This is a genomic window from Kibdelosporangium banguiense (genome assembly GCF_017876405.1).
GTDB lineage: Bacteria > Actinomycetota > Actinomycetes > Mycobacteriales > Pseudonocardiaceae > Kibdelosporangium > Kibdelosporangium banguiense.
In genome coordinates this window covers 2,820,844-2,843,034 of the sequence record NZ_JAGINW010000001.1, presented here as the reverse complement: position 1 = coordinate 2,843,034, position 22,191 = coordinate 2,820,844, and the positions used below count along the sequence as shown (strand labels likewise).

The 22,191-nt window shown below is 67.4% G+C and carries 28 protein-coding genes; 5 read left to right on the top strand and 23 right to left on the bottom strand.

Annotation, left to right across the window (positions count from 1 at the left end; translation table 11 throughout):
* Positions 1-16: 16 nt before the first annotated feature.
* Positions 17-889 carry a 1,4-dihydroxy-2-naphthoate polyprenyltransferase gene (locus tag JOF56_RS13625; protein WP_209637752.1) on the top strand — a complete coding sequence of 291 codons (873 nt, stop codon included), beginning with the start codon at positions 17-19 and terminating at the stop codon, positions 887-889.
* On the opposite strand, the gene cds1 is transcribed toward JOF56_RS13625, so the two are convergent.
* On the bottom strand, positions 882-1,973 hold the full coding sequence (gene cds1, locus JOF56_RS13620) for an L-cysteine desulfhydrase Cds1 (protein WP_209637750.1): 1,092 nt from the start codon (positions 1,971-1,973) through the stop codon (positions 882-884). The genes JOF56_RS13625 and cds1 overlap by 8 nt on opposite strands.
* A gap of 123 nt (positions 1,974-2,096) precedes the next feature.
* On the opposite strand from cds1, the gene JOF56_RS13615 reads away from it, so the two are divergent.
* Entirely contained in the window at positions 2,097-2,273 is a 177-nt protein-coding gene (locus tag JOF56_RS13615) for a hypothetical protein (RefSeq protein WP_209637748.1), read from the top strand.
* A gap of 19 nt (positions 2,274-2,292) precedes the next feature.
* Here JOF56_RS13615 and JOF56_RS13610 read toward each other — a convergent pair whose 3' ends face one another.
* The 5 genes from JOF56_RS13610 to JOF56_RS13590 are packed head-to-tail and all read right to left on the bottom strand — an operon-like array spanning position 2,293 to position 5,140.
* A complete protein-coding gene (locus tag JOF56_RS13610; protein WP_209637746.1) occupies positions 2,293-3,315 on the bottom strand; it encodes a mechanosensitive ion channel family protein in 1,023 nt (340 codons plus the stop codon).
* 46 nt (positions 3,316-3,361) lie between these two features.
* Positions 3,362-4,033, bottom strand: coding sequence for a DUF6596 domain-containing protein (locus JOF56_RS13605; protein ID WP_209637744.1), 672 nt, complete (start codon positions 4,031-4,033; stop codon positions 3,362-3,364).
* Entirely contained in the window at positions 4,030-4,371 is a 342-nt protein-coding gene (locus JOF56_RS13600) for a YciI family protein (RefSeq protein ID WP_245378253.1), read from the bottom strand. The genes JOF56_RS13605 and JOF56_RS13600 overlap by 4 nt, the downstream gene beginning before the upstream one ends.
* Before the next feature lie 38 nt (positions 4,372-4,409).
* Entirely contained in the window at positions 4,410-4,676 is a 267-nt protein-coding gene (locus tag JOF56_RS13595) for a DUF4229 domain-containing protein (protein WP_307855087.1), read from the bottom strand.
* An 11-nt stretch (positions 4,677-4,687) separates the two neighbouring features.
* Positions 4,688-5,140, bottom strand: coding sequence for an Lrp/AsnC family transcriptional regulator (locus JOF56_RS13590; protein ID WP_209637742.1), 453 nt, complete (start codon positions 5,138-5,140; stop codon positions 4,688-4,690).
* Between the two features lie 210 nt (positions 5,141-5,350).
* On the opposite strand from JOF56_RS13590, the gene JOF56_RS13585 reads away from it, so the two are divergent.
* From JOF56_RS13585 to JOF56_RS13575, 3 genes are all read left to right on the top strand, one after another.
* On the top strand, positions 5,351-5,773 hold the full coding sequence (locus JOF56_RS13585) for a VOC family protein (RefSeq protein ID WP_209637741.1): 423 nt from the start codon (positions 5,351-5,353) through the stop codon (positions 5,771-5,773).
* A 141-nt stretch (positions 5,774-5,914) separates the two neighbouring features.
* A complete protein-coding gene (locus JOF56_RS13580; protein ID WP_209637739.1) occupies positions 5,915-6,127 on the top strand; it encodes a BldC family transcriptional regulator in 213 nt (70 codons plus the stop codon).
* 102 nt (positions 6,128-6,229) lie between these two features.
* Positions 6,230-6,418: a hypothetical protein gene (locus JOF56_RS13575; RefSeq protein WP_209637737.1), complete on the top strand. Its 189-nt coding sequence runs from the start codon at positions 6,230-6,232 to the stop codon at positions 6,416-6,418.
* Between the two features lie 7 nt (positions 6,419-6,425).
* On the opposite strand, the gene JOF56_RS13570 is transcribed toward JOF56_RS13575, so the two are convergent.
* The 17 genes from JOF56_RS13570 to JOF56_RS13490 all read right to left on the bottom strand — a co-directional run bounded on the left by JOF56_RS13570 (position 6,426) and on the right by JOF56_RS13490 (position 22,183).
* Positions 6,426-7,913, bottom strand: a complete 1,488-nt coding sequence (locus JOF56_RS13570; protein ID WP_209637735.1) for an AAA family ATPase — start codon at positions 7,911-7,913, stop codon at positions 6,426-6,428.
* Between the two features lie 110 nt (positions 7,914-8,023).
* Positions 8,024-9,004: a c-type cytochrome biogenesis protein CcsB gene (ccsB, locus tag JOF56_RS13565; RefSeq protein WP_209648235.1), complete on the bottom strand. Its 981-nt coding sequence runs from the start codon at positions 9,002-9,004 to the stop codon at positions 8,024-8,026.
* Positions 9,001-10,491 carry a cytochrome c biogenesis protein ResB gene (gene resB / locus JOF56_RS13560; RefSeq protein WP_209648234.1) on the bottom strand — a complete coding sequence of 497 codons (1,491 nt, stop codon included), beginning with the start codon at positions 10,489-10,491 and terminating at the stop codon, positions 9,001-9,003. Before resB ends, ccsB begins: the two co-directional genes overlap by 4 nt.
* A 38-nt stretch (positions 10,492-10,529) precedes the next feature.
* On the bottom strand, positions 10,530-11,279 hold the full coding sequence (locus tag JOF56_RS13555) for a cytochrome c biogenesis CcdA family protein (RefSeq protein ID WP_209648233.1): 750 nt from the start codon (positions 11,277-11,279) through the stop codon (positions 10,530-10,532).
* A gap of 103 nt (positions 11,280-11,382) precedes the next feature.
* Entirely contained in the window at positions 11,383-11,955 is a 573-nt protein-coding gene (locus JOF56_RS13550; RefSeq protein WP_307855086.1) for a TlpA disulfide reductase family protein, read from the bottom strand.
* On the bottom strand, positions 11,952-12,560 hold the full coding sequence (locus tag JOF56_RS13545; protein ID WP_209648232.1) for a histidine phosphatase family protein: 609 nt from the start codon (positions 12,558-12,560) through the stop codon (positions 11,952-11,954). Before JOF56_RS13545 ends, JOF56_RS13550 begins: the two co-directional genes overlap by 4 nt.
* Positions 12,561-12,577: 17 nt before the next feature.
* Entirely contained in the window at positions 12,578-13,888 is a 1,311-nt protein-coding gene (gene hemL / locus JOF56_RS13540; protein ID WP_209637731.1) for a glutamate-1-semialdehyde 2,1-aminomutase, read from the bottom strand.
* 264 nt (positions 13,889-14,152) lie between these two features.
* On the bottom strand, positions 14,153-14,674 hold the full coding sequence (locus tag JOF56_RS13535) for a DUF5666 domain-containing protein (RefSeq protein WP_209637730.1): 522 nt from the start codon (positions 14,672-14,674) through the stop codon (positions 14,153-14,155).
* 10 nt (positions 14,675-14,684) lie between these two features.
* Positions 14,685-15,881 carry an ABC transporter permease gene (locus tag JOF56_RS13530; RefSeq protein ID WP_209637729.1) on the bottom strand — a complete coding sequence of 399 codons (1,197 nt, stop codon included), beginning with the start codon at positions 15,879-15,881 and terminating at the stop codon, positions 14,685-14,687.
* Complete coding sequence (locus tag JOF56_RS13525; protein ID WP_209637728.1) at positions 15,878-16,588, bottom strand: ABC transporter ATP-binding protein; 711 nt, start codon at positions 16,586-16,588, stop codon at positions 15,878-15,880. The genes JOF56_RS13530 and JOF56_RS13525 overlap by 4 nt, the downstream gene beginning before the upstream one ends.
* Complete coding sequence (locus JOF56_RS13520) at positions 16,585-17,838, bottom strand: efflux RND transporter periplasmic adaptor subunit (protein WP_209637727.1); 1,254 nt, start codon at positions 17,836-17,838, stop codon at positions 16,585-16,587. Before JOF56_RS13520 ends, JOF56_RS13525 begins: the two co-directional genes overlap by 4 nt.
* Before the next feature lie 66 nt (positions 17,839-17,904).
* A complete protein-coding gene (locus JOF56_RS13515) occupies positions 17,905-18,246 on the bottom strand; it encodes a hypothetical protein (RefSeq protein ID WP_209637726.1) in 342 nt (113 codons plus the stop codon).
* Positions 18,247-18,259: 13 nt separating this feature from the next.
* The gene (mce1N, locus tag JOF56_RS13510; protein WP_209637725.1) at positions 18,260-18,694 is read right to left on the bottom strand and encodes a transport-regulating membrane protein Mce1N; all 435 of its coding nucleotides are present in this window, start codon (positions 18,692-18,694) and stop codon (positions 18,260-18,262) included.
* On the bottom strand, positions 18,691-19,200 hold the full coding sequence (locus tag JOF56_RS13505; RefSeq protein WP_209637723.1) for a hypothetical protein: 510 nt from the start codon (positions 19,198-19,200) through the stop codon (positions 18,691-18,693). Before JOF56_RS13505 ends, mce1N begins: the two co-directional genes overlap by 4 nt.
* 10 nt (positions 19,201-19,210) lie before the next feature.
* Entirely contained in the window at positions 19,211-19,657 is a 447-nt protein-coding gene (locus tag JOF56_RS13500) for a hypothetical protein (RefSeq protein WP_209637721.1), read from the bottom strand.
* Positions 19,658-19,673: 16 nt separating this feature from the next.
* The gene (gene hemB, locus JOF56_RS13495; RefSeq protein WP_209637719.1) at positions 19,674-20,651 is read right to left on the bottom strand and encodes a porphobilinogen synthase; all 978 of its coding nucleotides are present in this window, start codon (positions 20,649-20,651) and stop codon (positions 19,674-19,676) included.
* Positions 20,651-22,183 carry a bifunctional uroporphyrinogen-III C-methyltransferase/uroporphyrinogen-III synthase gene (locus tag JOF56_RS13490; RefSeq protein ID WP_209637717.1) on the bottom strand — a complete coding sequence of 511 codons (1,533 nt, stop codon included), beginning with the start codon at positions 22,181-22,183 and terminating at the stop codon, positions 20,651-20,653. The genes hemB and JOF56_RS13490 overlap by 1 nt, the downstream gene beginning before the upstream one ends.
* Between the last annotated feature and the right edge of the window lie 8 nt (positions 22,184-22,191).

Below are 22,191 nucleotides of genomic sequence, written 5' to 3'. Positions count from 1 at the left end.
TGTGCAGACTGTCGGTATGGCGACAGTCGCACAGTGGATGGCGGGCGCACGCGTCCGCACGCTGCCCAACTCGGTGTCCCCCGTGCTGGTCGGGGCCGGGGCCGCGGTGGCGATCGACGGGTTCGTGTGGTGGCAGTCGGTGCTGGCGCTCGTGGTGGCGCTGGCCTTCCAGATCGGCGTGAACTACGCCAACGACTACTCCGACGGCATCCGCGGCACCGACGCCGACCGGGTCGGGCCATTGCGACTGGTCGGATCCGGCCTGGTGCCGCCGCGGTTCGTGCGGCTGGCGGCATTCTCGTTCTTCGGCCTGGCCTGCCTGGCCGGGCTCGTGCTGGTGGTGGCCAGCGGCCGGTGGTGGCTGCTCGCGGTCGGGGTGCTCAGCGTGCTCGGCGCCTGGTACTACACGGGTGGCAAGAACCCGTACGGCTACGTGGGACTCGGTGAGCCGGCCGTTTTCCTTTTCTTCGGGCCGATCCCGGTACTCGGCACGCTGTATGTCCAAACCGGACAGATCACGTGGGTCGGCCTGATCGCGTCGCTTGCGCTGGGTTCGTTCTCGGCCGCTGTGCTCGCGGCCAACAACCTCCGGGACCGCCCGACCGACGCGGAGTCCGGCAAGAAGACGCTCGCGGTGCGCCTCGGCGACCGTGGCGCGCGGACCTTCTACAGCGCGCTTGCGTTGGCGCCGTTCGTGATCACGGTCGTGCTCGCGTTCTTCAGCTTGTGGTTCCTGTTCGGATTGCTGGCGTTGCCGTTGATGCTCCGATCGGTTCAGATCGTCCGCAACGACGGCAGGGGACCGGCATTGATCCCGGTCCTCAAGGACACCGCGATGGCGATGCTCATCTGGGCCATCGCCACCACAGTCGCCACAGTCCTCAGCTAGGCCAACGGCCCGACTCGAAGAACTCGGCCAGAGTCCGGTGGTACGGCTCAAGATCCAGCTCGTTGCGGGCCAGCCATGAGTCGTCGTAGTAGGTGTTGCTGTAGCGCTCGCCGCCGTCGCACAGCAGCGTGACTACGCTTCCTTGCCTGCCTGCGGCGAGCATTTCGGCGATGACCTGGAACGAGCCCCACAGGTTCGTACCGGTCGACCCGCCCACCCGGCGTCCCAGAATCGGCTGGACATAACGGATCGCGGCGATCGACGCGGCGTCCGGGATCTTGATCATCCGGTCGATCACCTGGCCGACGAACGACGGCTCCACGCGCGGCCGGCCGATGCCCTCGATCCGGGAGCCACGGCAGCCGGTCAGGTCCGGCAGCGTGTCCCGCCAGGCATCGAAGAACACCGAGCACTCCGGGTCGACCACGGCCAGGTGCGTGCACATCGACTTGTACCGCAGGTAACGGCCGATGGTCGCGCTCGTGCCACCGGTCCCCGCGCCGACGACCACCCAGGCGGGCTCTGGGTGCGGTTCGAGCGCCATCTGCTGGAACATCGACTCGGCGATGTTGTTGTTGCCACGCCAGTCCGTCGCGCGCTCGGCGTGCGTGAACTGGTCCATGAAGTGCCCGTTGAGCTCCTCGGCCAGCCGCCTCGACTCCGTGTAGATCGCGCCGGGCTCGTCGACGAAATGGCACCGGCCGCCCTGCCGCTCGATCAGCGCGACCTTCTCCGGACTGGTCGAAGCCGGCATCACGGCAATGAACGGCAGATCCAGCAGCCGCGCGAAGTACGCCTCGGACACAGCCGTGGACCCCGACGACGCCTCGATCACCGGCGTCCCCTCGGTGATCCAGCCGTTGCACAGGGCATACAGGAACAGCGACCTGGCCAGCCGATGCTTGAGCGACCCAGTCGGATGCGTCGACTCATCCTTCAGATAAAGCCGCACACCCCAGTCCGCCGGCAGCGGAAAGGGCAGCAAATGCGTGTCGGCGCTGCGGTTGGCATCCGCCTCGATGATCCGCACCGCTTCACACACCCAGTCCCGGGTGGTCTCACTACATCGGTCTACTGAGGTCACGCCAGCACAGTAACTCCCGATGGACGATCACGGTTGGGTCACGGCCTGCAACCGCCCGTTCGACAGACCGCGTCTGCATGGACAGAGAACGCAGCCGGCCAGGACGAGAAGAGGGACGAATTCGTGACCCACTACAACGGCACCTGGCACACAATCGTCGGCGGCGACTCCCACGGCATCGGCACCCTGGGCCTGGCCGCCCCCAACGAAAGCTGGACCATCATCGTCTGGATCGTGCTCGGTGCGGCCATCCTCGCCGCGTTCATCCTGCTTCTGGTGAGCGGCGTGAAGCGTCGGTAGTCAGACACGGATTCCGGCCCTAACCGGTGTCGCGGGTGGCGGCGTTGGCTGTGGGGAGGAACTGTGGGTAGTTGTCCTTCATGAAGACGATGAGCTTTTCGCGGATCTCACAACGAAGGTCCCAGGCGCTGGGGGCGTCCGCAGCCGAGGCGAGTACTCGGACGACCATCGTCCACGGGGTGGAGTCGACCACCTGGAGGATCCATTCGCGGCGGTCCCAGAGGTCGGATTCCTCGACCACGCGGCGGGCCTCGGTTCTCAGTTCCTCTATCGGGGCGCGGTAGTCCAGGTGGAGCAGGACCGCGCCGAGTACCCGGGTTTCGTGTCTTGTCCAGTTCTGGAAGGGGTTCTTGGTGAAGTAGGTGGTCGGCAGGACCAGTCTTCGTTCGTCCCAGAGGTGGACCACGACGTAGGTCAGGGTCATCTCTTCGATTCGGCCCCATTCTTCCTCGACCACCACTACGTCGTCGAAGCGCAGGGAGTCGGTCAGGGCCAGTTGCATGCCTGCGAACACGTTGGTCAGCGTGGTCTGGGCTGCCAGACCGGCGATCACGCCGACGATTCCGGCGGAGGCCAGCAGGGAGGCGCCGAGGGTCCGCAGCTGGGTGAAGGTCATGAACATCGAGGCGATCGCGATGACTGTGATCGTCGCGCCGGTCAGCCTGCGGATCAGGGCGACCTGGGTGCGTAACCGCCGGACTCGCCTGTTGTCCGGAACATCCACGTTGAGGCGCTGCAGGACTGTGTCCTCGATGACGAACAGGACCCTGATCACGAGCCAGGCTGAGACTGCGATCAGGGCGAGCAGCAACGCGTGCCGGACGCCCGCGACAACTCGGTTCTCCACGTCGTACACGACGACGTAGTTCGTTGCGACCACGAGCACAGCCATGAATGGCCGGTGGCAGTTCTTGTGCAGGCGGGTCAGGGTTCGCCGATAACGGCGCTTGGCGACGAATTTCACCAGGGCGCCCGTCAACCAGCCGACCAGGAGCGCGGCCACTGTCGCGACCGCTGCAGTCAGGACAATTTGCCACAACACCCTTCACACCCTGACGGACGATCAGCGCGGAGGCGAATCGAAGCGATCAAGGAGCCGCACGCGCCCGGAAGAACTCGGCTTCCACCGCTGTCGGCGCGAGATCCGCGGCACGTCTGTCCGCCGCAGTCGCTTCCTCCATGCGGCCCAACGCTCTCAGAAACTCCGCTCGGGCCGCGGGCAACAGGTAGTAGTTGCCCAGTTGGGACGCCAAGCGGTCCGCCTCCGCCAACCCGGCTTGGGGACCGTGTACTTCGGCGAGTGCGACCGCACGGCCGAGGGCCGCGGTCGGCGACGGATGGATCGCGACCAATTCGTCATACAGGGCAAGGATTTGCGCCCAGTCGGTCGCCGCATACGTCGAAGCCTCGGCGTGCACGGCGGCGATCGCGGCCTGCAGCGCGTACGGCCCGCCGCCACGCAAAGCACGCTCTACCAATGGGATCGCCTGCTCGATCGCTGACCTGTCCCACCGTGAACGGTCTTGTAGAGCTAGCGGAACCGGTTTTCCGTCAACAGTTCTCGCCGTCGCCCTGGCTTCGTTGAGCCGGAGCAACGCCAGCAGGCCGAACACCTCGGGTGACGGCAGTAACTGCGCGAGCAGGCCTGCGAGTTCGACCGCGCGATCGGCCGATCCGGCTGTGTAGACCAGGTAGATCACGGCGAGCACCGCGGCCCACTCGGTCCGGTGCGCCTGCGCGAGCACTTCGGCGAGGGTCATGCGTCCCAGATCGGCCTGATCTCGACGCCCGCGCCCATCGGCACGCGTTTCGCGACCTCGATCGCGTCGTCCAGGTCGTCGGCCTCGATGACGTAGAAACCGCCGATGTGCTCCTTGAGTTCCACGTACGGCCCGTCGGTGATGAGGATGTCATCGCCATCCGGACGGAGCGTGGTGGCGGTATGGGACGGCCGCAAGGCCTCCCCAGCGAACGGCCGCCCTCGCTCGGTGAGGTATTGGACGAACGTGCCGTGTTCGGCGAGCGCCTTGTCCAGCACTTCCTGCGGCGCGGCGGTCCAGTCGGTGTCGGCTTCGTGCAACAGCAGCATGTATTTCATGTCCACCCCACGAACGACACCCGCGGGAAATCGAAACCTCAGGAGTCGCTGTCGCCCCGGAGTTCGGCGCGCAGGCGTTCCCGTTCCGCCCGGCGGCTTTCGCCGCGCTTGGCCATCCCGGCGGTGACCCGCTGGTTGAGGCCACGCAGCAGCAGCATGCTCAGCGGGAACGCCACTACTACGGCGACCGCGAGCGCGACGAGCAACGGGATCTTGAAGACCACGAGTACCGCGGTGACCACGGCGACCAGCGCGATCCGCGCCGCCGTGTACAGCGTGAGGTCCCGGCCGAAATGCGCTTCCACGATGTCAGAGCCTACTCGGCGGCGCTGGTGTTCGGACGCCCCTCGAACCTGGTGGACAGCACCACCGTGGTCCGCGTCCTGGCCACGCCGTCGATGCGGCGCAGCCGGCCCAGCGTGCGCTCGAGCAGGTCGACTGTGGGCACGCGCACTTTGACCACGAACGCCTCGTCTCCGGCCACCGCCCAGCAGGACTCGACCTCGGCGAGTTCGCCCAGCTTGATGGCCACTTCGTTGTCCTCGGCGTTGTCCGAGGGCTGGATACCGACCAGTGCGGTCACGCCGAGTCCGATCGCGCTGGCGTCCACCGTCGCGTGATAGCCGGTGATGACGCCGCTGGACTCGAGTTTGCCGACCCGCTCGTGCACAGCCGACGCGGACAGTCCGACCTGACGGCCGAGCTCCGCATAGGTAGCGCGGCCGTTCAGCCTGAGCTCGTTGATGATCCGGCGATCCAAGTCATCCACTCGGGCACTCTACGATGCTTTCTGGCCTCGCTTCGCTCGGCGGGCTTGCTCGCCAGAGCCGGTCGTTTGCGCCTCGCCCCGCGCGACCGACGCCTTCGCCGTTGGCTGGTAACCGGCGTTGCCGGGGCGGTGTCGGGTGCGTTGCGAGGCGCAAACGACCAGCGCGATCAAGCCGCTCGGACTGTCGGTGCTTAGGTCTACGGTCGCGCCATGGCATACGACTTTCAGGTTGTGATCGACTGTTCGGACCCGCACACGCTGGCCGAATGGTGGGCCGACGCGCTGGGCTGGGATGTGCAGCCCAGTGACGAGGCATTCATCCGCCGCATGGTCGACGAGGGCCAGGCACCCGAATCCGCGACCAAGACGCACAACGGCGTGCTTGTCTGGCGTGAGGGGCAAGCGATCCTGCATCCCGAGTCCGGTCAGCGGATCCTCTTCCAGCTCGTCCCTGAGCCGAAAACGGTAAAGAACCGGGTGCACCTCGATGTGCGAGTAGGGTCGGAAAAGCAGGAGGCTGAAGTCGCCAGGCTCGTGGCGAAAGGCGCGAAGGTGCAGCACCGCGGGCAACAGGGCCCGCACACCTGGGTCACCATCACCGACCCTGAGGGCAACGAGCTGTGCATCGCCTAGCCCCCGTGTCCTTAGTGGGCGTTTTGCCCCTTACTACCTCTTTACCTTTGCTTAGGCGTTCGAGTACCTGATGGTCGAGATGACACGATGCGACCGGTACGCCGGAAATTTTCGCCGGCGGAGAGCGTCTAGGAGGCAGATGTGACAGCCACGATCAGCCACGTTGGCGAGCGCCTGCTCACCCCGGGTGAGGTGGCGGCTCTGTTCAGGGTCGACCCGAAGACCGTCACCCGCTGGGCCACCGCGGGCCGGATCGGCTCGATCAGGACCCCGGGCGGGCACCGCAGGTTCCGTGAGTCCGAGGTGAAGACCCTGCTGGCGGAACTGACCACCGAAGCCAGCCACGGCGAGTGACGCGGCCACTCGTCACGCCTGTATGCCAGTCGTATGCCCATGGCGGCGCGTGGCGGACAAACGGGCTAACCTCGGGTACTGGAACTCGAGGAGGTGGCGAGAATGCTCTATTTGCTCGCCGCGGTCGGAGCGCTGACGGTCGCGGTGTTGCTGTGGCGAGCGTTCGGAGCGCAGACAGCCGGCGTGCCGTCACGCCGGGAGCGCGGCACCATCGCCCCGGATGATGATCCGGAATTCCTGCGCGGCTTGGACGAGCGCAACAAGAAGGCCGGCGAGGACCCGCCGGCCTGAGCGCCGCTTACCTGTCGTTGGGGAAGTCGTCGGCCACCGTCGCCGCCATGTCGAGCAAGGCGAGGCGGGTGGCCGGCAACAAGCGGTCAAGTTCGATCTCCGCACCCTCTTCCAGGTGCGGATCGAACGGAATCTGGCACACCGCCCGGCATCGCGCGCCGAAGTGCGCGGCCAGTTTCTCCAGGTCCACCGAGCCGGACTTCGGCCGGACCGAGTTGATCACGGCGACCGACCTGGCGACCAGGTCGCGGTAGCCGTGCGCGTCCAGCCAGTCCAACGTCGCCGATGCGCTGCGAGCGCCGTCCACCGACCCGGACGACACGATGACCAGCGAGTCGGCGATATCCAGCACGCCCTTCATCGCCGAGTGCATCAAACCGGTGCCGCAGTCGGTCAGGACGATGTTGTAGAAGTGCTCGAGCAGCGCGACCGTGCGCCGGTAGTCGTCCTCGCTGAACGCCTCCGACACGGCCGGATCCTGCTCACTGGCAAGCACTTCCAGCCTGCTCGGGCCCTGCGAGGTGTACGCGCGCACGTCGCTGTACTTCGTCACACGGCTCGCGTCCCGCAGCAGGTGCCGCACTGTGGCGGTGGTCTCCAGCGGGATCTTCTGGCTGAGCGTGCCACGGTCGGGGTTGGCGTCCACGGCGATCACGCGGTCGCCACGCAGTGACGAGAAGGTCGAGCCGAGCGTTGTGGTGACCGTGGTCTTGCCCACACCGCCTTTCAGGCTCAGCATCGCGATCTTGTAGCACCCGCGCAGCGGCTGGTTCACTCGCAGGATCAGCTCGCGCCGGCGAGCATCGTCATTGCTCTCGCCCATGTTGACCAGGTGACCCGTGGCCACATAGACGGCCTTGCGCCAGCCCGACTGGGGTTTCTTCTTGTCCTGCTTGATCAGCCGTGAGCTCGACAGGTCGTGCTGGAGCTGCTGCGGCTGCGGCGGGAACGGCTGCTGCTGTGGTTGTTGGTGCTGCTGCGGCTGCGGCGCGTACTGGTAGCCAGGCGGCAACGGCGGCTGCTGAGGCGGCACGGGATACGGCCCGGAACCACCCTGGACCTGGTACGGACCAGAACCACCGGGCACTTGGTACGGCCCAGAGCCGCCTGGCACCTGATAGGGACCGCTAGGCACCTGATGCGCGCCGGATCCACCAGGGACTTGGTATGGGCCTGAGCCGCCCTGAACCTGGTGCGGGCCAGAACCGCCCGGGACTTGGTACGGGCCGGATCCACCGGGCACCTGGTAGGGCCCGGAACCGCCTGGGACCTGATAGGGACCGCTCGGAACGCGGTGCTGGCCGGAACCGCCCGGCTCGGGTGCAGCCGGGTGCGGCTGCGAGTCCGTCGACGGCTCCACGTACAGCTCCGGCTGGTCGGCGGCTGCATTGGCAGTGTTGTCGGCAGAGTTGTCCACAGGGGGATTCTCCCCGCTGGCCGGCGGCTGCCAGGCGACCGGAGGCCGCTGAGCGGAGTCGTCGTAGCGTCCAGTCACCGCCGGGGTCCCTCCTGCGGAAATCAAGGATCGAGACCACCTCGACCATCTCGTGCGACGGTAGTCGTAGGCGTGCCCGCAGGTCGAACGGGGTTACCCCTTCGTACAGGTCATCCGTTGGCGTACGAGTGCAGTCCGACAGTCACCAGGTTGACAAAGAACAGGTTGAAGACTGTCGCGGAGAAACCGAGGATGTTGATCCACGCCGCCTTGCCGCCGCGCCACCCGGCCGTGGCACGGGAGTGCAGGTAGGCCGCGTAAATCACCCAGGCGACAAACGCGACGGTCTCCTTGGGGTCCCATCCCCAGAACCGTCCCCAGGCCGCTTCCGCCCAGATTCCGCCACAGATCACACCGAAGGTGAAGATCGGGAAAGCGATGATCGTGGTTCGGTACGCCACCCGATCGAGCACGTCCGACTCAGGCAGCCGGGGCCCGAACCGGACGAACTTCGCCTGGTCGTAGTCATAACGATTGCGGATCAGGTACAGGATGCTCGCCACGCCGGGCACCAGGAACAGGCCGGAAGCGATGATCGCGGCCGCCACGTGCACGACGAGCCAGTACGAACGCAGCGCGGGCTGCAGCGGCGCAGCGTCGGAGTAAAGAACAGTGCCGCCCAGGAACATCAGGATCACGATCGGCAGCAGTACGAAGGCCGACAGGTGCCGGATCGGGAACTTGCGAATCAGCACGATCCACGTGACCACTGCGACAAAACTCACGGCGGTCATGTACTCGTGCATGTTGCCCCACGGCGCGCGCTGCACAGCCAAGCCGCGCAGCACAATCGACGTGAGGTGCAGCAAAGCGCCCAGCACCAGCAGCGCGGCGCCCATCCGCCCGACTCGCTCCGCACGGTTGCGCTCCGGCCGCCGGCCGATCGGCTGCACACCCGCGTTGACAGCCAGCGGCTCAGCGAGAACGGGAGCGCCGACCGTGGCCAGTTCGCGGACCGCCGCGGCCTTGGCTTTCGCCTTGGCGCCGAAGGCCTGCTCGATCAGGGCGAAACCCATCGCGAAGACGTAGATCAGGACCGCCGCGCCGTACGTCCAGTCGGCGAATCTGGCCAGGTTCTCGTTGACCATCAGTTCTTCCCTCCGGTTACCGCACCCGAGAGCCTTGTGAATTCCTCGCCGTATCCGGCCTGGTCAGTACGGGCGAGCCCGCCGACCTCGACCACGGTACGGCCTTCGTTCGTGGCGGACACGCGCACCCACAACCGGCGCCGCTTGATCGTCAGCGACGCCCCGATCCCCAGAATGATCGAAATCGCGAACACGAGCACCCAGACCTGCGTGGGGTCGTGCGATACCTGCAGGTAGACCCAACGTTTCACGCCGTCGAAGCGGACGACCGTGCCGTCGTCGAGCTTGATCTCACCGCCCGGCTTGAGGTTCTCCCGGGCGACCTTCTTCAGCCGACCGTCGTCGATCATCGCCTGGTCGACGGTGAAGATCGACTGACCACGGCCGTTGTCGATACCGAGATCGCCCCGCAGCACGTCGACCGCGACCGCGGGGTCACGCAGATCCGGGAAGCCGGAGTCCAACAGCGAGCCCTGCATCCGCGCGGTCGGGGCCAGCAGGCCCGTCACAGCTATCTGTTTTGTCCGTCGTTCCTGCGCGTCCGTGATGCCCGGCGGGTCAAACTTCGTCGCCCCTTCGGACAGCATCGTCGTCTGGTTCGACGGCCGCCACTGGGTGTCCATCGTGCGCTTCTCGCCGTTGGGGAACGTGACGGTGAAGATCGGTGCGTAGCCGTGGCCCAACAGGTAGATCCGGTCGCCCGCGGTGCGCAGCGGCGAGTTCACTTCGAGGCCGTACTGCGCCCACGTGCCGCTGTCGAGGTCCGCGCCCGACTGGTACTGCACGTCCGCGCGGTACAGGTCGGGCTGCCCGGACGGCAGGAAGTTCACGTTGAACTTGTCGACCTTGAGGCAGAACGGCGACAGGTCCGTGCCGTCGACGCGCAGGCCCGGGTGGAACGAGTCGTAGCCGAGCACGCCGGAGTTGCAGAACTCCTGGCTGCCGTCGGCCTTGACGATGACCTGGCCCTCGTAGCCGAACATCTTGCCGATCGCGAGCGCGACGATCAGGCCGAGCATGGCGAAGTGGAAGACGAGGTTGCCGGTCTCCCGGAGGTAACCGCGCTCGGCGGAGATGGTCCGCGAGCCGTCTTCCTCTTCGCGTTCGGTCTTCCGCCAGCCGTGAAGCGCTTTGTTCGCGTCGTCGACCACATCCTGCTGCGACTTGTGCACAGTGGACTCGACGTGGTGCGGCATGCGGCCGAGGTTGCGCGGGGTGAGAACCGGCTTCGCCTTCAGGGCCTTGAAGTACTCGACGCTTCGCGGCAGCAGGCAGCCGACCAGCGAGATCATCAGCAGCAGGTAGATCGCGGAGAACCAGACGCTGGCGTACACGTCGTAGAACTGCAGGCGGTTGAGCAGCTCGCCCCACCAGCCGTGCTGCGCGATGTAGTCCGCGACTTTGTTGGCGTTCAACGACCTCTGCGGCAACAGCGCGCCCGGCATGGCAGCCAACGCCAGCAGGAAAAGCAGGATGAGCGCGGTCCGCATCGACGTCAGACCACGCCACGTGTTGCGCAGGAACGGAATCACAGCGGCAACACCGCGTTGCTGACGAACGCGTACCGAATCCACGAAATGAACTCGCCCCAAAGCCCGGTGATCAGCAGCACGCCGACCGCGAACATCATCGCCCCACCGAAGATCTGCACCTTACGGCCGTTGCGGCGCAGCCAGCCCGTCGCCCGCACAGCCCACCGCGCCCCCAGCGCGATCAGCAGGAACGGAACCCCCAGCCCGAGACAGTAGATCAGCACAAGCAGCACACCACGCGCACCTGACCCACCCGTGCTCGCCGCGATGGTGAGCACGCCGGACAGCGTCGGCCCGATGCACGGCGTCCAGCCCAACCCGAAGATCGCACCCATGATCGGCGCACTGATCAGGCCGCCCCGCGGCAGCCGGTGGATGCGGACGTCCTTCTGCAACCTGGGCACCAGCCCGACGAAGACCATCGCCATCACGATCATCACCAGGCCGCCGGCCCGCTGCAGCCAGTCCTGGTTGACCACCAATTGGTCCGACAGCCAAACCAGACTGCCGACCCCGATCGTGAAGACGACAGTGAACCCAAGCACAAACAGCCCGACCGCACCGACAACCCGGTACTTCCCCCGTTTGGGCTGCTCGTCAGTGCCGACCGCAGGCGCGTCCGCCCCCACCAACGCCGCCAGATAAGCCAGGTAACCAGGCACAAGCGGAACCACACAGGGCGAGGCGAACGAGATCATGCCCGCGAGCAGAGCCAGCCCGCTGGCCAGCAGCAAGGGCCCCGACATCGCGATCTCGGTCGGATTCACCCTTCAGAGGGTAGGCAGTACACCGGTGTGACCTGCTACCGGCACCCAGGACCAAGGTCCCGTGCCAGGTAAAACCGCAGGTCTACCCCTTCTCGGCAAGCAGGTCCTTGACCATGGGGTCGAGGTCGGTGGCGAGGGTGGCGATCAGGTGCACGGCGGCCACGCGGTGCTGGCGGTCGAGGATGATCGTGCTGGGGACGGCGTTTCTTGGGTAGCCCTTGAGGGTGAGCAGGGAGCGGCCGCCCGGGTCGTAGATCGAGGGGTACGTGAGCTTGTAGTTGCGCATGAAGTCTTCGGGCTGGCTGCGGATGTCGTCGCGGACGTCTATGCCGAGGACCTGCAGGCCCGCGTCTTTGTTGGCGTCGTAGAGCTTCTGCAGTTCGGGGGCTTCGGCGCGGCAGGGGCCGCACCAGGCTCCCCAGATGTTCAGGACGACGACTTTGCCCGCGTAGTCCGACAGTTTGATCTGTTTGCCGGGTTCCATCAGGCTTTCGCCGGTCATCTCGCCCAGCTTTTTGCGGTCGGCGCCGGTGTAGGTGATTTCGAGTTTTCCGTCGGGGGCGACGAAGTCGAATTCGGTGCCGCGGACCACGGCGTCGGTTCCTGTTGAGCAGCCTGCCAGGACGAGGGTGAGTACGAGGAGGAGCTTTTTCACGCGCCGGTCACCTTCGGGTCGGAGGCTCCGGCGGGTTCCTGGTAGTTGATCCGGACGAGTCGTTCGTCCTCGAACTCCAGGGAGGTCAACGAGGCCAGCGAGCATTCACGGTTCCGGGGGTCGTGCCACATCCGTTTGCCTTCAAGGAAACGGCGCAGAGTCCAGATCGGCAGCTGGTGGGACACACAGACGGCCTCATGTCCGGATGCCGTGGCGCGGGCACGCTGGACGGCGCCGAGCATTCGGTGCGCGATCATCAGGTACGCCTCGCCCCAGGATGGGCGGAACGGGTTCGTCAGGTGCTTCCAGTGTTTGGGCGAAGTCAACGCGCCCGAGCCGAACTCGACTTTCTGGCCTTCGAAGACGTTCTCCGACTCGATCAGCCGGTCGTCGGTCGCCAACGTCAGCTGGTGAGAGTCGGCGATCGGGGCGGCGGTCTCCTGCGCGCGCTGCAGGGGCGACGCGACGACGTGAGTGATGTCACGGTCGGACAGGAACTCCGCGACGGTCAACGCCTGACGGCGGCCGAGGTCGGACAGGTGATAGCCGGGCAGCCGGCCGTACAGAATGCCTGTGGGGTTGTGGACTTCGCCGTGCCGCAGCATGTGGACGATCGTGCGCGTCACTGAACGGCCTCCGCAGCCGCGGCAGCCGCGTGTGACAACGCCGACTCGATGATGGCGAACGCGTCGTCGTCCAGAGCCGCGTTGACGAACCAGGCTTCGTAGGCGCTCGGCGGCGCGTACACGCCGTGTTCGAGCAAGGCGTGAAAGAACGGCGGGAAGCGCCACGTCTCGGCGGCCTTCGCGCCCGCGTAGTCCGTCACCAGGTCCTGGCTGAAGAACACGCTGATCAGGTTTCCTGCGTACTGAATTCTGTGTGCCACACCCGCTGCAGTCAGGGCGTCGCCGAACAGGCCGCCGAGGCGGTGCGCGTTGGCATCGAGCTTCTCGTACACGGAAGCATCCGCGGCGCGCAGGGTGGCGAGCCCGGCGGCCACCGCGACGGGGTTCCCGGAGAGGGTTCCTGCCTGGTAGACGGGGCCGGATGGGGCCAGCGAAGCCATGATCTCCCGGGACCCGCCGAATGCCGCCGCGGGCAGACCGCCCGACATGACCTTGCCGAACGTGTACAGGTCACCGGCGACGCCCTCAAGGCCGTACCAACCCGCGCTGGACACACGGAATCCGGTCATCACCTCGTCGATGATCAGCAAAGCGCCGTGCTGCTTGGTGAGCGAGCGCAGCCCTTCGTTGAAGCCGTTCTGCGGGGCGATCGCGCCCATGTTGCCCGCCGCGGCCTCGGTGATCACGGCCGCGATTGTCTGGCCGTGCTCGGCGAATGCGGCCTGCACTGCGTTGATGTCGTTGTACGGCAGCACGATTGTGTCCTCGGCCTGCGCGCCGGTGACACCGGGAGTGGTCGGCAGACCCAGCGTTGCCACGCCGGAGCCGGCTTCGGCGAGCAGCGCGTCGACGTGCCCGTGGTAGCAGCCCGCAAACTTGATGATCTTGGTGCGCCCGGTGTAGCCCCTGGCCAGCCGGATCGCGCTCATCGTGGCCTCGGTGCCGGAGTTGACCAGCCGGACCTGCTCGACCGGCTCGACCCGGTCGATGATCTCCTCGGCCAGGTCGATCTCGCCCGCGGTCGGCGTGCCGAACGACAGGCCGTTGACCGCCGCCTCCCGCACCGCCTCGACCACCGCGGGGTGCGCGTGCCCCAGGATCATCGGGCCCCACGAGCTGACCAGGTCCACGTAACGGTTGCCGTCCGCGTCCCAGAGATACGTGCCCGAGCCCTTGACCATGAACCGGGGGGTGCCGCCGACCGAATGGAACGCCCGGACCGGCGAGTTCACCCCACCCGGGGTCACCGCGCTCGCGCGTTCGAACAACTGGGCCGAGGTCTTGACCTGCTCAACACCTGTGCTCACACCTGCCAGTCTGCACGAGGCCCACCCCAGGCCGTGATGGAGGGCGCCTCCGGCACACGACCACGTCGGGGAGGCGCGGCCGCGTGCCGGAGGCAAGGTCACCCGTCGGTGACCAGCTCGTACCCGGAAATGTCAGACCCCCTTGCTAATGTGAAATCAAGGGTTCCCCTTGGCGAATTCCTCTTGCAATGAATGCCGCCGTAGGCACTGCGAGGAACCCGGCAATGAACACAGCGATGGGCTGTCCGGTGGAGGTGTGGGCCATCACTGGGCGGGGCGTTTGGTGATGGTCTGGGCGGTCACGGAGTTGTCCTCGCCGCGCTGGCCCTGCACGAGTACCGACGAGCCCGGTGTGATGTCGGTGAGTTTGCCCTCGGTTGTGGTCTCCACCTTGGTTTTGTCCGAAGTGGACACCTTGACCTCGGTGCCGTCGGGCATCTTCACGTAGATCGTGCTGCCTTCGACGCGGTCGACGGTTCCGGCTGTGCCACCACGGAAACCGCCGCCCTGGCCCCCTCCCTGACCACCTTGACCGCCTGGGCCGACGCGGAAGCCGCCCTGGCCGCCGTTGCCGCGTTGCGGGGTGGCGGCGCCTGTGCTGGAGCCGGCGATCGCGGAGTGGGTCCAGACTCCGCCGAAGAACGCGACCAGCGCGAGGACGACGACGCCGAGCCCGATGGTGACCTTGGAGAAGCCGCGCTTGGCCTGGGTCAGTTCCTGGTCGAGGTTGCTGTCGACCGGGGTGGAGATCACTTGCTCGGGGTTCTGCGGTGCTGGTGTGGTCATCAACTGTCTCCTAGTCGTGGCGCAGGGCTTCGATCGGGCGCAGCGAGGCGGCCCTGCCCGCCGGGTAGCTGCCGAAGAACAGGCCGATCAGCGCGGACACCCCGAAGGCCAGGAAGATCGAGCCGGGTACGACCACCGGGGTGATCCCGGCGATGGTGAACTGGCTGCCGATCACGCCGGCCGCGACGCCCAGTGCGCCGCCGAACAGGCTCAACAGCGTCGCCTCGGTGAGGAACTGGCCGAGGATCACGCCTCTGGTCGCGCCGATCGCCTTGCGGATGCCGATTTCCCTGATCCGCTCGGTCACCGTCACCAGCATGATGTTGGTCACGCCGATTCCGCCGACGAGCAGCGAGATCGCGGCCACCGACGCGAGCAACACGGTGAACGTGTCGGTGGCCGTCGTCCGGGTCGCCAGCAACTGCTCCTGGCTGAGGATGCGGAAGTCCGCGGTCTGGTTGGCCGAGATGCGGTGCCGTGCGGTGAGGATCGCGGTCACCTCGGCCTGCGCCGCCGACATCGCGTCCGAACTCGTCGCCTGTACGAGGATCTGGTTGACCTGCCCGTATCCGACGAGTGAGTTCTGCACGGCGGTCAACGGCGCGACCGCGGTGTCGTCCGCGTTCGAGAGGCCCGACGAGCCTTTCGACTGCAGGACACCGATCACGGTGAACTGGATGCTGTTGGCCAGCACCTGTCTGCCCACGGGATCGGCGCCGCCGAACAGTTCCTGGGCGGCGGTGGAGCCCAGGACCATCACCTTCCGGCCCGCCGACACGTCGTCCGCGGTGAACAGCGCTCCCTGCGCGAGGGCACTGTTGGAAGTGGAGAAGTACTCGGGGTTGGTGCCGAGCAACTGCGGGATGTCGTGGCTTGTCCCCTGGTACACGGCGGTGACCTGGGTGGACACCACCGGTGAGCTCGCCTTGACGTCGGGCGCGCCGAGGGGATCGACCAACGCCTGGGCGTCCTGCACGGTCAACGGCCGCGAAGTGGCGCCCTGGCCACCGGCCCGGGACACGGTCAGCACGTTCGTGCCCAGCCCGGCGATGCTCTGTTCGATCGACGCCGAGGCGCCACTGCCGACCGCGACCAGGAGGATCACCGCGGCGACGCCGATCATGATGCCGAGCGTGGTCAGGCCGGACCGGAGTTTGTTGGCGGCCAGCCCGATCAGGGCGAACCGCAGCACTTCACCGATTTTCATGACGTCAGTGCTCCAGACATACGCCATTGCGCCGTGTCTTCGACGATCTGGCCGTCCATGACACGCACCATGCGGGCGGCGTGCGCGGCGACGTTGTCCTCGTGAGTGATCATCACGATGGTCCGGCCCGCGCGGTTGAGCCGGTCGAAGACGCCCAGCACCTCGGCGGTGCTTTCACTGTCGAGGTTTCCGGTCGGCTCGTCGGCCAGGACCATCGCGGGCCCGGTGACCAGCGCCCGAGCCAATGCGACTCGTTGCTGCTGACCGCCGGAAAGCTGGTTCGGCTTGTGGCCGGCACGCTCCAGCAGGCCGACCATCTCCAGCGCGGCCAGCGCTCGTTTGCGCCGCTCCTTGCGGCGCAGGCCCGAGTAGATCAACGGAAGTTCCACATTGGACAGTGCGGACGTCCGCGGCACCAGATTGTACGACTGGAAGACGAACCCGATTTTCCGGTTGCGTACCAAGGAAAGCTGGCGTTCGTTGAGGTCGCCGACGTCGATGCCGTCCAGTTTGTAAGTGCCCGAGGTCGGCACGTCCAGACAGCCGAGCACGTTGAGCAAGGTCGACTTGCCCGACCCGGACGCACCCATGATCGCGAGGTACTCCCCGGGCCACACCGCGAGATCCACGCCGCGCAACGCGTGTACCTCGGTGTCCCCGCTGCCGTACGTCTTACGCAAGGCGGTCACCTGGATGACGGGGTTCATCGACCGGTTCCTGTCCCACCCGGCTGAACCCGGCCGCCACCACCGCCGCCTCCGCCACCCAAACCGCCACCGCCGAAGCCGCCGCCACCTCCACCGAAGCCACCTGCACCGCCGTTGCGTTGCTGGCCGGTGGTACCCGTGGTGGTAGCGGTCGCCAGGACGACCTGCTCGCCCTCGTTGAGCCCGGAAGTCACCTGCACCAAGGATTCGCTACGGACACCGATCTCGATGGTCCGCCGGGACTCCTGGCCGTTGGCGAGCACGTTGACGGTGTGCGTAGTGCCGACGGTCTGCATCGCGGCTGACGGAATCGCGATCACGTCGTCGGCCTTGGCGACCGTGATCGCGACGCTCGCTGACTGGCCGGGCCGCAGCTCAGCCGGAGGCGTATTGAGAGTGAGCGTGACGCCGTAGGTCACGACGCTGTTGCTGCCGGTCGTCGGCGTGAGGTCGACCGCTGCGACCTTCGCGGGTTGTGGCGTGTCCGGCATCGCGTTCAACGTGACGGTCGCGTCCTGGCCGACCTTGACCTTGGCGATGTCGATCTCGGCGAGGCTGCCCTTGACCTGCAGGCTCGCCAGGTTCGTCAGCGTGATGAAGCCCGAGCTGGCGGAAGACGACGAGGACGAAGACGAAGAGGAGCTCTGACCGGTCGAACCACCGGACGAGGACCCAGCGCGCTGCCCGACGGTCCCGTTCAACGCGGTCACGGTGCCATCGCCGGGAGCGGTCAGGGTGGTCGCTGCCAACGCCTGCTCGGCCTGCTCGACGTTGACCTTGGCCTGATCCACCTGAGCCTGCAAGGACTTCGTGCTCTGCGACTGGGACTGTTGCCCCTGGCCCTGCTGGTTCGTGGTCGTCGCCGTCGCCGCGGCGGCCACCGCGTTGGCCAGGTTCTCCTTGGCCGCGCTCAGGCTGGATTTCGCCGCCGAGAGCTGCAGCCGCGCCTGGGAATCGTCCAGTTTGGCCAGTTGCTGACCTTTGGTGACGGTGTCACCGACCTTGACGAGGATCTGCGTGACCGTGCCGCTGGTGCTGAAATCCGCGGTCCCGGTGTAGCTGCTCTGCACTGTCGCGGCCGCCGAAACGCTCTCCACCACGCTTGCCCGCGTCGCCGCGACGGTTCGTACGCCGGTGGTCGTGGCTGCGTCGGAGCTGGGCCACAGGAAGGTGTACGCACCCCAGCCCGCGGCGACCAGCGCCACCACGAGTACTCCGTTGATCAACCACGCACGGCGTCCGCGTCTCATAGCGGCAATGCTGTTCCCGCCAGATGCCAGTCGGCTGGGAGGAAACTGGGAGTTGGCTGGGAGCGCCTAGCGAGCGTGTTTCGGCCGCGCGCGGGCGGCGAGCATCAGCTGGCGGACGGCGTCGACGACCAGGACGCCGGCGACTGTGCCGGAGAGGATGGAGAGGGCCATCCAGTTGCCGTAGTAGCGGTGTGAGACGTACGGCGGGCGGCCGTCGGCGAGCACTGTGGAGATGGGCGCGATCGCATGGGGCCACAGCCAGAAGGCGAGCCAGATCAGCGCGGCGGCAACCAGGACCTCGGCTAACGCGACGAACGCGCGCCGGGGCTGGTTCAGCTTCGCACGCACCGGGGGCAGCGCGGGAAGCTCGGGTTCCTGCGCCTCGGCGGTCTTCGGCTGGGCGGTCACACCATGCAGCTTCTCACGAGTCGATTCGCTCGCGCAGAGCAGCCCGCAGCGCTTCCCCGTCCTTGGCCCAAGCCAGCACCGCGGTGCCGTCGGTCAGTTTGATGGGCACCGAATCGAACTTGCGCGGGACGGCCAGGCCACCGCCGAGGACGCGGGCGGCCATCGGCGTGCCGACCTCCTCGTCCGCGGCGGCGATCTTGTCCACATCGATGGTCTCGCGGCCCTGGCGCAGGCTCAACGGGGTCAGCTCGACCGAGCACACCCGGCGCCGGCCCTGGACCCAGACAGCCGCGGCGCCCGCGAACCCGATCGCGACGAGCACCCAGGCAAGGGTGTGCACGGGACCGGTGGCCCACTCCACGAGTGCGCCGACGACCGCGAAGATCGGGCCCCACAACACCGGCCACCAGGTGGAGCCCGGCTCGGCGTAGAGCACCGGCTGCGTCATCGGCGGCGGTTCTCCAGCTGCTGTTTGCGCATCTCCGCGAAATAGGCGTTCGACGCGGGCATGTACATGAACACCAGCCCGGTCGCCGTGATCACGACACCGACCAGGCCGAGCACCGACGACATGCCCACGCTGGACGCCTGGAACAGCAGGCTGGTCACGGCGAGCACGGTCAGCAGGATGCGGGCCCAGTTGCGGCCGGACCGCATCTTCCACGCGAACAGCAGCATCACCAGGCCGACCGCGATCACCGCGAAGAGGTAGACCCCCTTCAGGGTGCCCGCGCTGAGCTGCGTCTCAGGGGCCTGGTTGGCCATCTGCTTCTGGTAGGTCTCGACGAACACGTCCGCGTCCACGATCTGCAGGACCGAGGACAGCACCATCGAGAGCACCCAGACCGCGAACGAGACGTTCACTTCCCTGGGCACCGGTGGTCTGGCCGGCTTCCCAGCATTGTCCGGGCCCCCGATCGGCGGCATCGGCTCCGGGAACATGGGATTGGACACGGCGGAACTCCTACTGCTCGTTCAGGTATCGAGTCGAGGCACCGACGTACACCAGCGACAGGCCGACCAGCATGATCAGCAGACCGGCCAGCGCGACCAGGTTGCCGAAGAAGAACAGGAACAGCAGCAGCAGGATCGCCACGATGGTGAACCGGGTGCGTGCCTTGCGGTCGCCGTCACGGGTCTGGCGCACGAAGTACGCGCCCAGCAGCCCGAACACGACCGAGAACCCGACCGTCACCCAGACCTGGGTGGTGATCGCCGTGCGGATCTGGTCGTCGGTGAGCTTCTTGTCCGGACGCGCGATCTCGATCGCGATCGAGGTGTTCTTCGCCGCCAGGGCCAGCACCGCCGCGAGCACGATGATCGACAAACCGACGATGGAGAACCAGAAGGCGACGTTGAGCACGGCCGGCCGCGGTACGGCCGCCGAGTCCGATTTGCCTGATGTCGTCACCAGGGAAACGTTACCTTCAGCTCTCCCGGAGCCAGTTCGCGACCTCGACTGCCCAGTAGGTGAGCACGATGTCGGCCCCGGCCCGCCGGATGGACGTCAGTGCTTCCATGATCGCGCGCTGCCGCTCGATCCAGCCGTTGGCGGCCGCGGCCTCGATCATCGCGTACTCGCCGGAGACCTGGTATGCCGCGACCGGCACGTCCGCGATCTCCGCGGTCGCCCGGATCACGTCCAGGTAGGCCAGGGCGGGCTTGACCATCACCATGTCCGCGCCTTCGGCCAGATCCAGCTGGACCTCGCGCAGCGATTCCCGGATGTTGCCCGGGTCCTGCTGGTAGGCCTTGCGGTCGCCGGTGAGCTGCGAGTCCACCGCGTCCCGGAACGGGCCGAAGAACGCCGAGGCGTACTTCGCGGAGTACGCCAGGATGGCGGTGTCCAGGTATCCCGCGTCGTCGAGCGCGGTGCGGATCACGCCGACCTGGCCGTCCATCATCCCGCTCGGGCCGACCACATGCGCTCCGGCGCGGGCCTGGGCGACGGCCATCTCGGCGTAGATCTCGAGCGTCGCGTCGTTGTCCACGTTGCCGTGCGCGTCGAGCACGCCGCAGTGGCCGTGATCGGTGAACTCGTCCAGGCACAGGTCGGACATGATCACCGTGCTGTCGCCGACCTCGGACCGGACGTCCCGCAACGCGACGTTGAGGATGCCTTCGGGGTCCGTCCCACCGGAACCGACCGCGTCGTGCTGCGCGGGAACGCCGAACAGCATCAAGCCACCGACGCCGGCCTGCACGGCCTCGACCGCCGCCTTGCGCAGCGAGTCCCGGCTGTGCTGGAACACGCCGGGCATCGAGGTCAGCGCGACCGGCTCGGTCAGGCCTTCCTTGACGAACATCGGCAGGATCAGGTGCTCCGGCCGGATCGTCGTCTCGCTGACCATCCGCCGGAGCGCCGCGGTGCGGCGCAGCCGGCGGGGACGGTGACTGGGGAACATCAGCGACGCGCCCGCTTCGTCTTACGAGGCGGCGGGAGGGCGCCTTCGGCACGCAGCCGGGCGGCGTGCTCGGCGAGCGCGTCGACCAGAGCCGGGACCTGGGCGAACTCGGGCTGCACGTCGACCCGCAGGCCGAACTCACGCGCGGTCTCGGCCGTCTTCGGGCCGATGCACGCCACGAGCGTCCGGGCGTGCGGCTTGCCCGCGATGCCGACGAGGTTGCGGACCGTGGAGGACGAGGTGAAGCAGACCGCGTCGAACCCGCCGGTCTTGATCATCTCGCGGGTCTCGGCGGGCGGCGGTGCGGCACGGACCGTGCGGTACGCCGTCACGTCGTCGATCTCCCAGCCGCGGTCGCGCAGGCCGGCCGCCAGGGTCTCGGTGGCGATGTCGGCCCGTGGCAACAGAACCCGGTCCACAGGGTCGAGGATGTCGTCGTACGGCGGGAAGTCCGCGAGCAGGCCCTCGGAGGACTGCTCACCGGACGGGATCAGCTCGGGGATGATGCCGAACGACTTCACCGCGGCCGCGGTCGATTCGCCGACGCAGGCGATCTTCACGCCGGAGAACGCGCGGGCGTCCAGACCGAACTCGCCGAACTTCTCCCACACCGCGCGCACAGCGTTGGTGGAGGTGAACACGACCCACTGGTAGCGGCCGTCGACCAGGCCCTTGACCGAACGCTCCATCTGCGCCGGGCTACGCGGCGGCTCGACGGAGATGGTCGGCACCTCGGACGGGATCGCACCGTGGATACGCAGCCGCTCGCTCATCTCGGCGGCCTGGTCCTTGGTGCGCGGCACCAGCACCTTCCAGCCGTAGAGCGCGCGGGACTCCCACCACGACAGCTTGGGGCGGCCCGCGACGGCCTGGCCCACCGTGACGACGAGGTGCCCGACGAGCTCGCCCGCGTCGGCGGCCAGAGAAGCGAGAGTGGTGTCGATGGTGCGCTGCGACGACCCTGTCCCGTCGGACGTGACGGCGACCGGCGTCTGCGGCGCGAGGCCGTGCTCGACGAGCGCGGAGGCGGCCTCAGCGAGGTGGCTCGCGCTGGCGTGCAGCACGAGCGGGCCCTGCACACCGGCCAGGCCGGGCCAGTCGACTGTGCCACGCACGTCGACCTCGGTGTGCTGGGAGCCGAGCGCGACACCCGCGTAGGCGGGCACCGCTGTCCCGGCGGGGACGCCAGGAACCACGTCGAACGCGATGGTGCTGCGGGACACCGCCTGTGTCTCGGCCACCACCGGGGCCTGCGTCAGCGGGTCACCGGCGACCAACCGGACCACCGAACGGCCGTTGCGGGCCTCATTGGCCAGGTCCTTGGCCACGTCCGCAGGCTGTCCCACGGCGGGCCGGACCTCGGCCTCGGCGTTCGCGTAGGCCAGCACCCCGGACGGCACATCCGGGTCGGTCACCACCAGCTCGGCACGCTCGATCAGTTCTCGCGCGCGAACTGTCAGCAGCCCGGCGTCGCCGGGGCCGGAGCCTACGAATGCGACGCGGCCAGGGGCCTTACGTGCACGGGTCGTCATCTCAGGGC

Excerpts from the sequence above, each read along its gene's own strand:
- JOF56_RS13585 (WP_209637741.1), top strand. The coding sequence starts at position 5,351 with ATGGCATACGACTTTCAGGTTGTGATCGACTGTTCGGACCCGCACACG.
- JOF56_RS13605 (WP_209637744.1), bottom strand. The coding sequence starts at position 4,033 with ATGACCCTCGCCGAAGTGCTCGCGCAGGCGCACCGGACCGAGTGGGCC.
- JOF56_RS13555 (WP_209648233.1), bottom strand. The coding sequence starts at position 11,279 with ATGTCGGGGCCCTTGCTGCTGGCCAGCGGGCTGGCTCTGCTCGCGGGC.
- mce1N (WP_209637725.1), bottom strand. The coding sequence starts at position 18,694 with ATGACGCAGCCGGTGCTCTACGCCGAGCCGGGCTCCACCTGGTGGCCG.
- hemB (WP_209637719.1), bottom strand. The coding sequence starts at position 20,651 with ATGTTCCCCAGTCACCGTCCCCGCCGGCTGCGCCGCACCGCGGCGCTC.
- JOF56_RS13535 (WP_209637730.1), bottom strand. The coding sequence starts at position 14,674 with ATGACCACACCAGCACCGCAGAACCCCGAGCAAGTGATCTCCACCCCG.
- JOF56_RS13625 (WP_209637752.1), top strand. The coding sequence starts at position 17 with ATGGCGACAGTCGCACAGTGGATGGCGGGCGCACGCGTCCGCACGCTG.
- resB (WP_209648234.1), bottom strand. The coding sequence starts at position 10,491 with ATGCGGACCGCGCTCATCCTGCTTTTCCTGCTGGCGTTGGCTGCCATG.
- JOF56_RS13545 (WP_209648232.1), bottom strand. The coding sequence starts at position 12,560 with ATGCTGCGGCACGGCGAAGTCCACAACCCCACAGGCATTCTGTACGGC.
- JOF56_RS13600 (WP_245378253.1), bottom strand. The coding sequence starts at position 4,371 with ATGAAATACATGCTGCTGTTGCACGAAGCCGACACCGACTGGACCGCC.
- JOF56_RS13575 (WP_209637737.1), top strand. The coding sequence starts at position 6,230 with ATGCTCTATTTGCTCGCCGCGGTCGGAGCGCTGACGGTCGCGGTGTTG.
- JOF56_RS13490 (WP_209637717.1), bottom strand. The coding sequence starts at position 22,183 with ATGACGACCCGTGCACGTAAGGCCCCTGGCCGCGTCGCATTCGTAGGC.
- JOF56_RS13525 (WP_209637728.1), bottom strand. The coding sequence starts at position 16,588 with ATGAACCCCGTCATCCAGGTGACCGCCTTGCGTAAGACGTACGGCAGC.
- JOF56_RS13530 (WP_209637729.1), bottom strand. The coding sequence starts at position 15,881 with ATGAAAATCGGTGAAGTGCTGCGGTTCGCCCTGATCGGGCTGGCCGCC.
- JOF56_RS13520 (WP_209637727.1), bottom strand. The coding sequence starts at position 17,838 with ATGAGACGCGGACGCCGTGCGTGGTTGATCAACGGAGTACTCGTGGTG.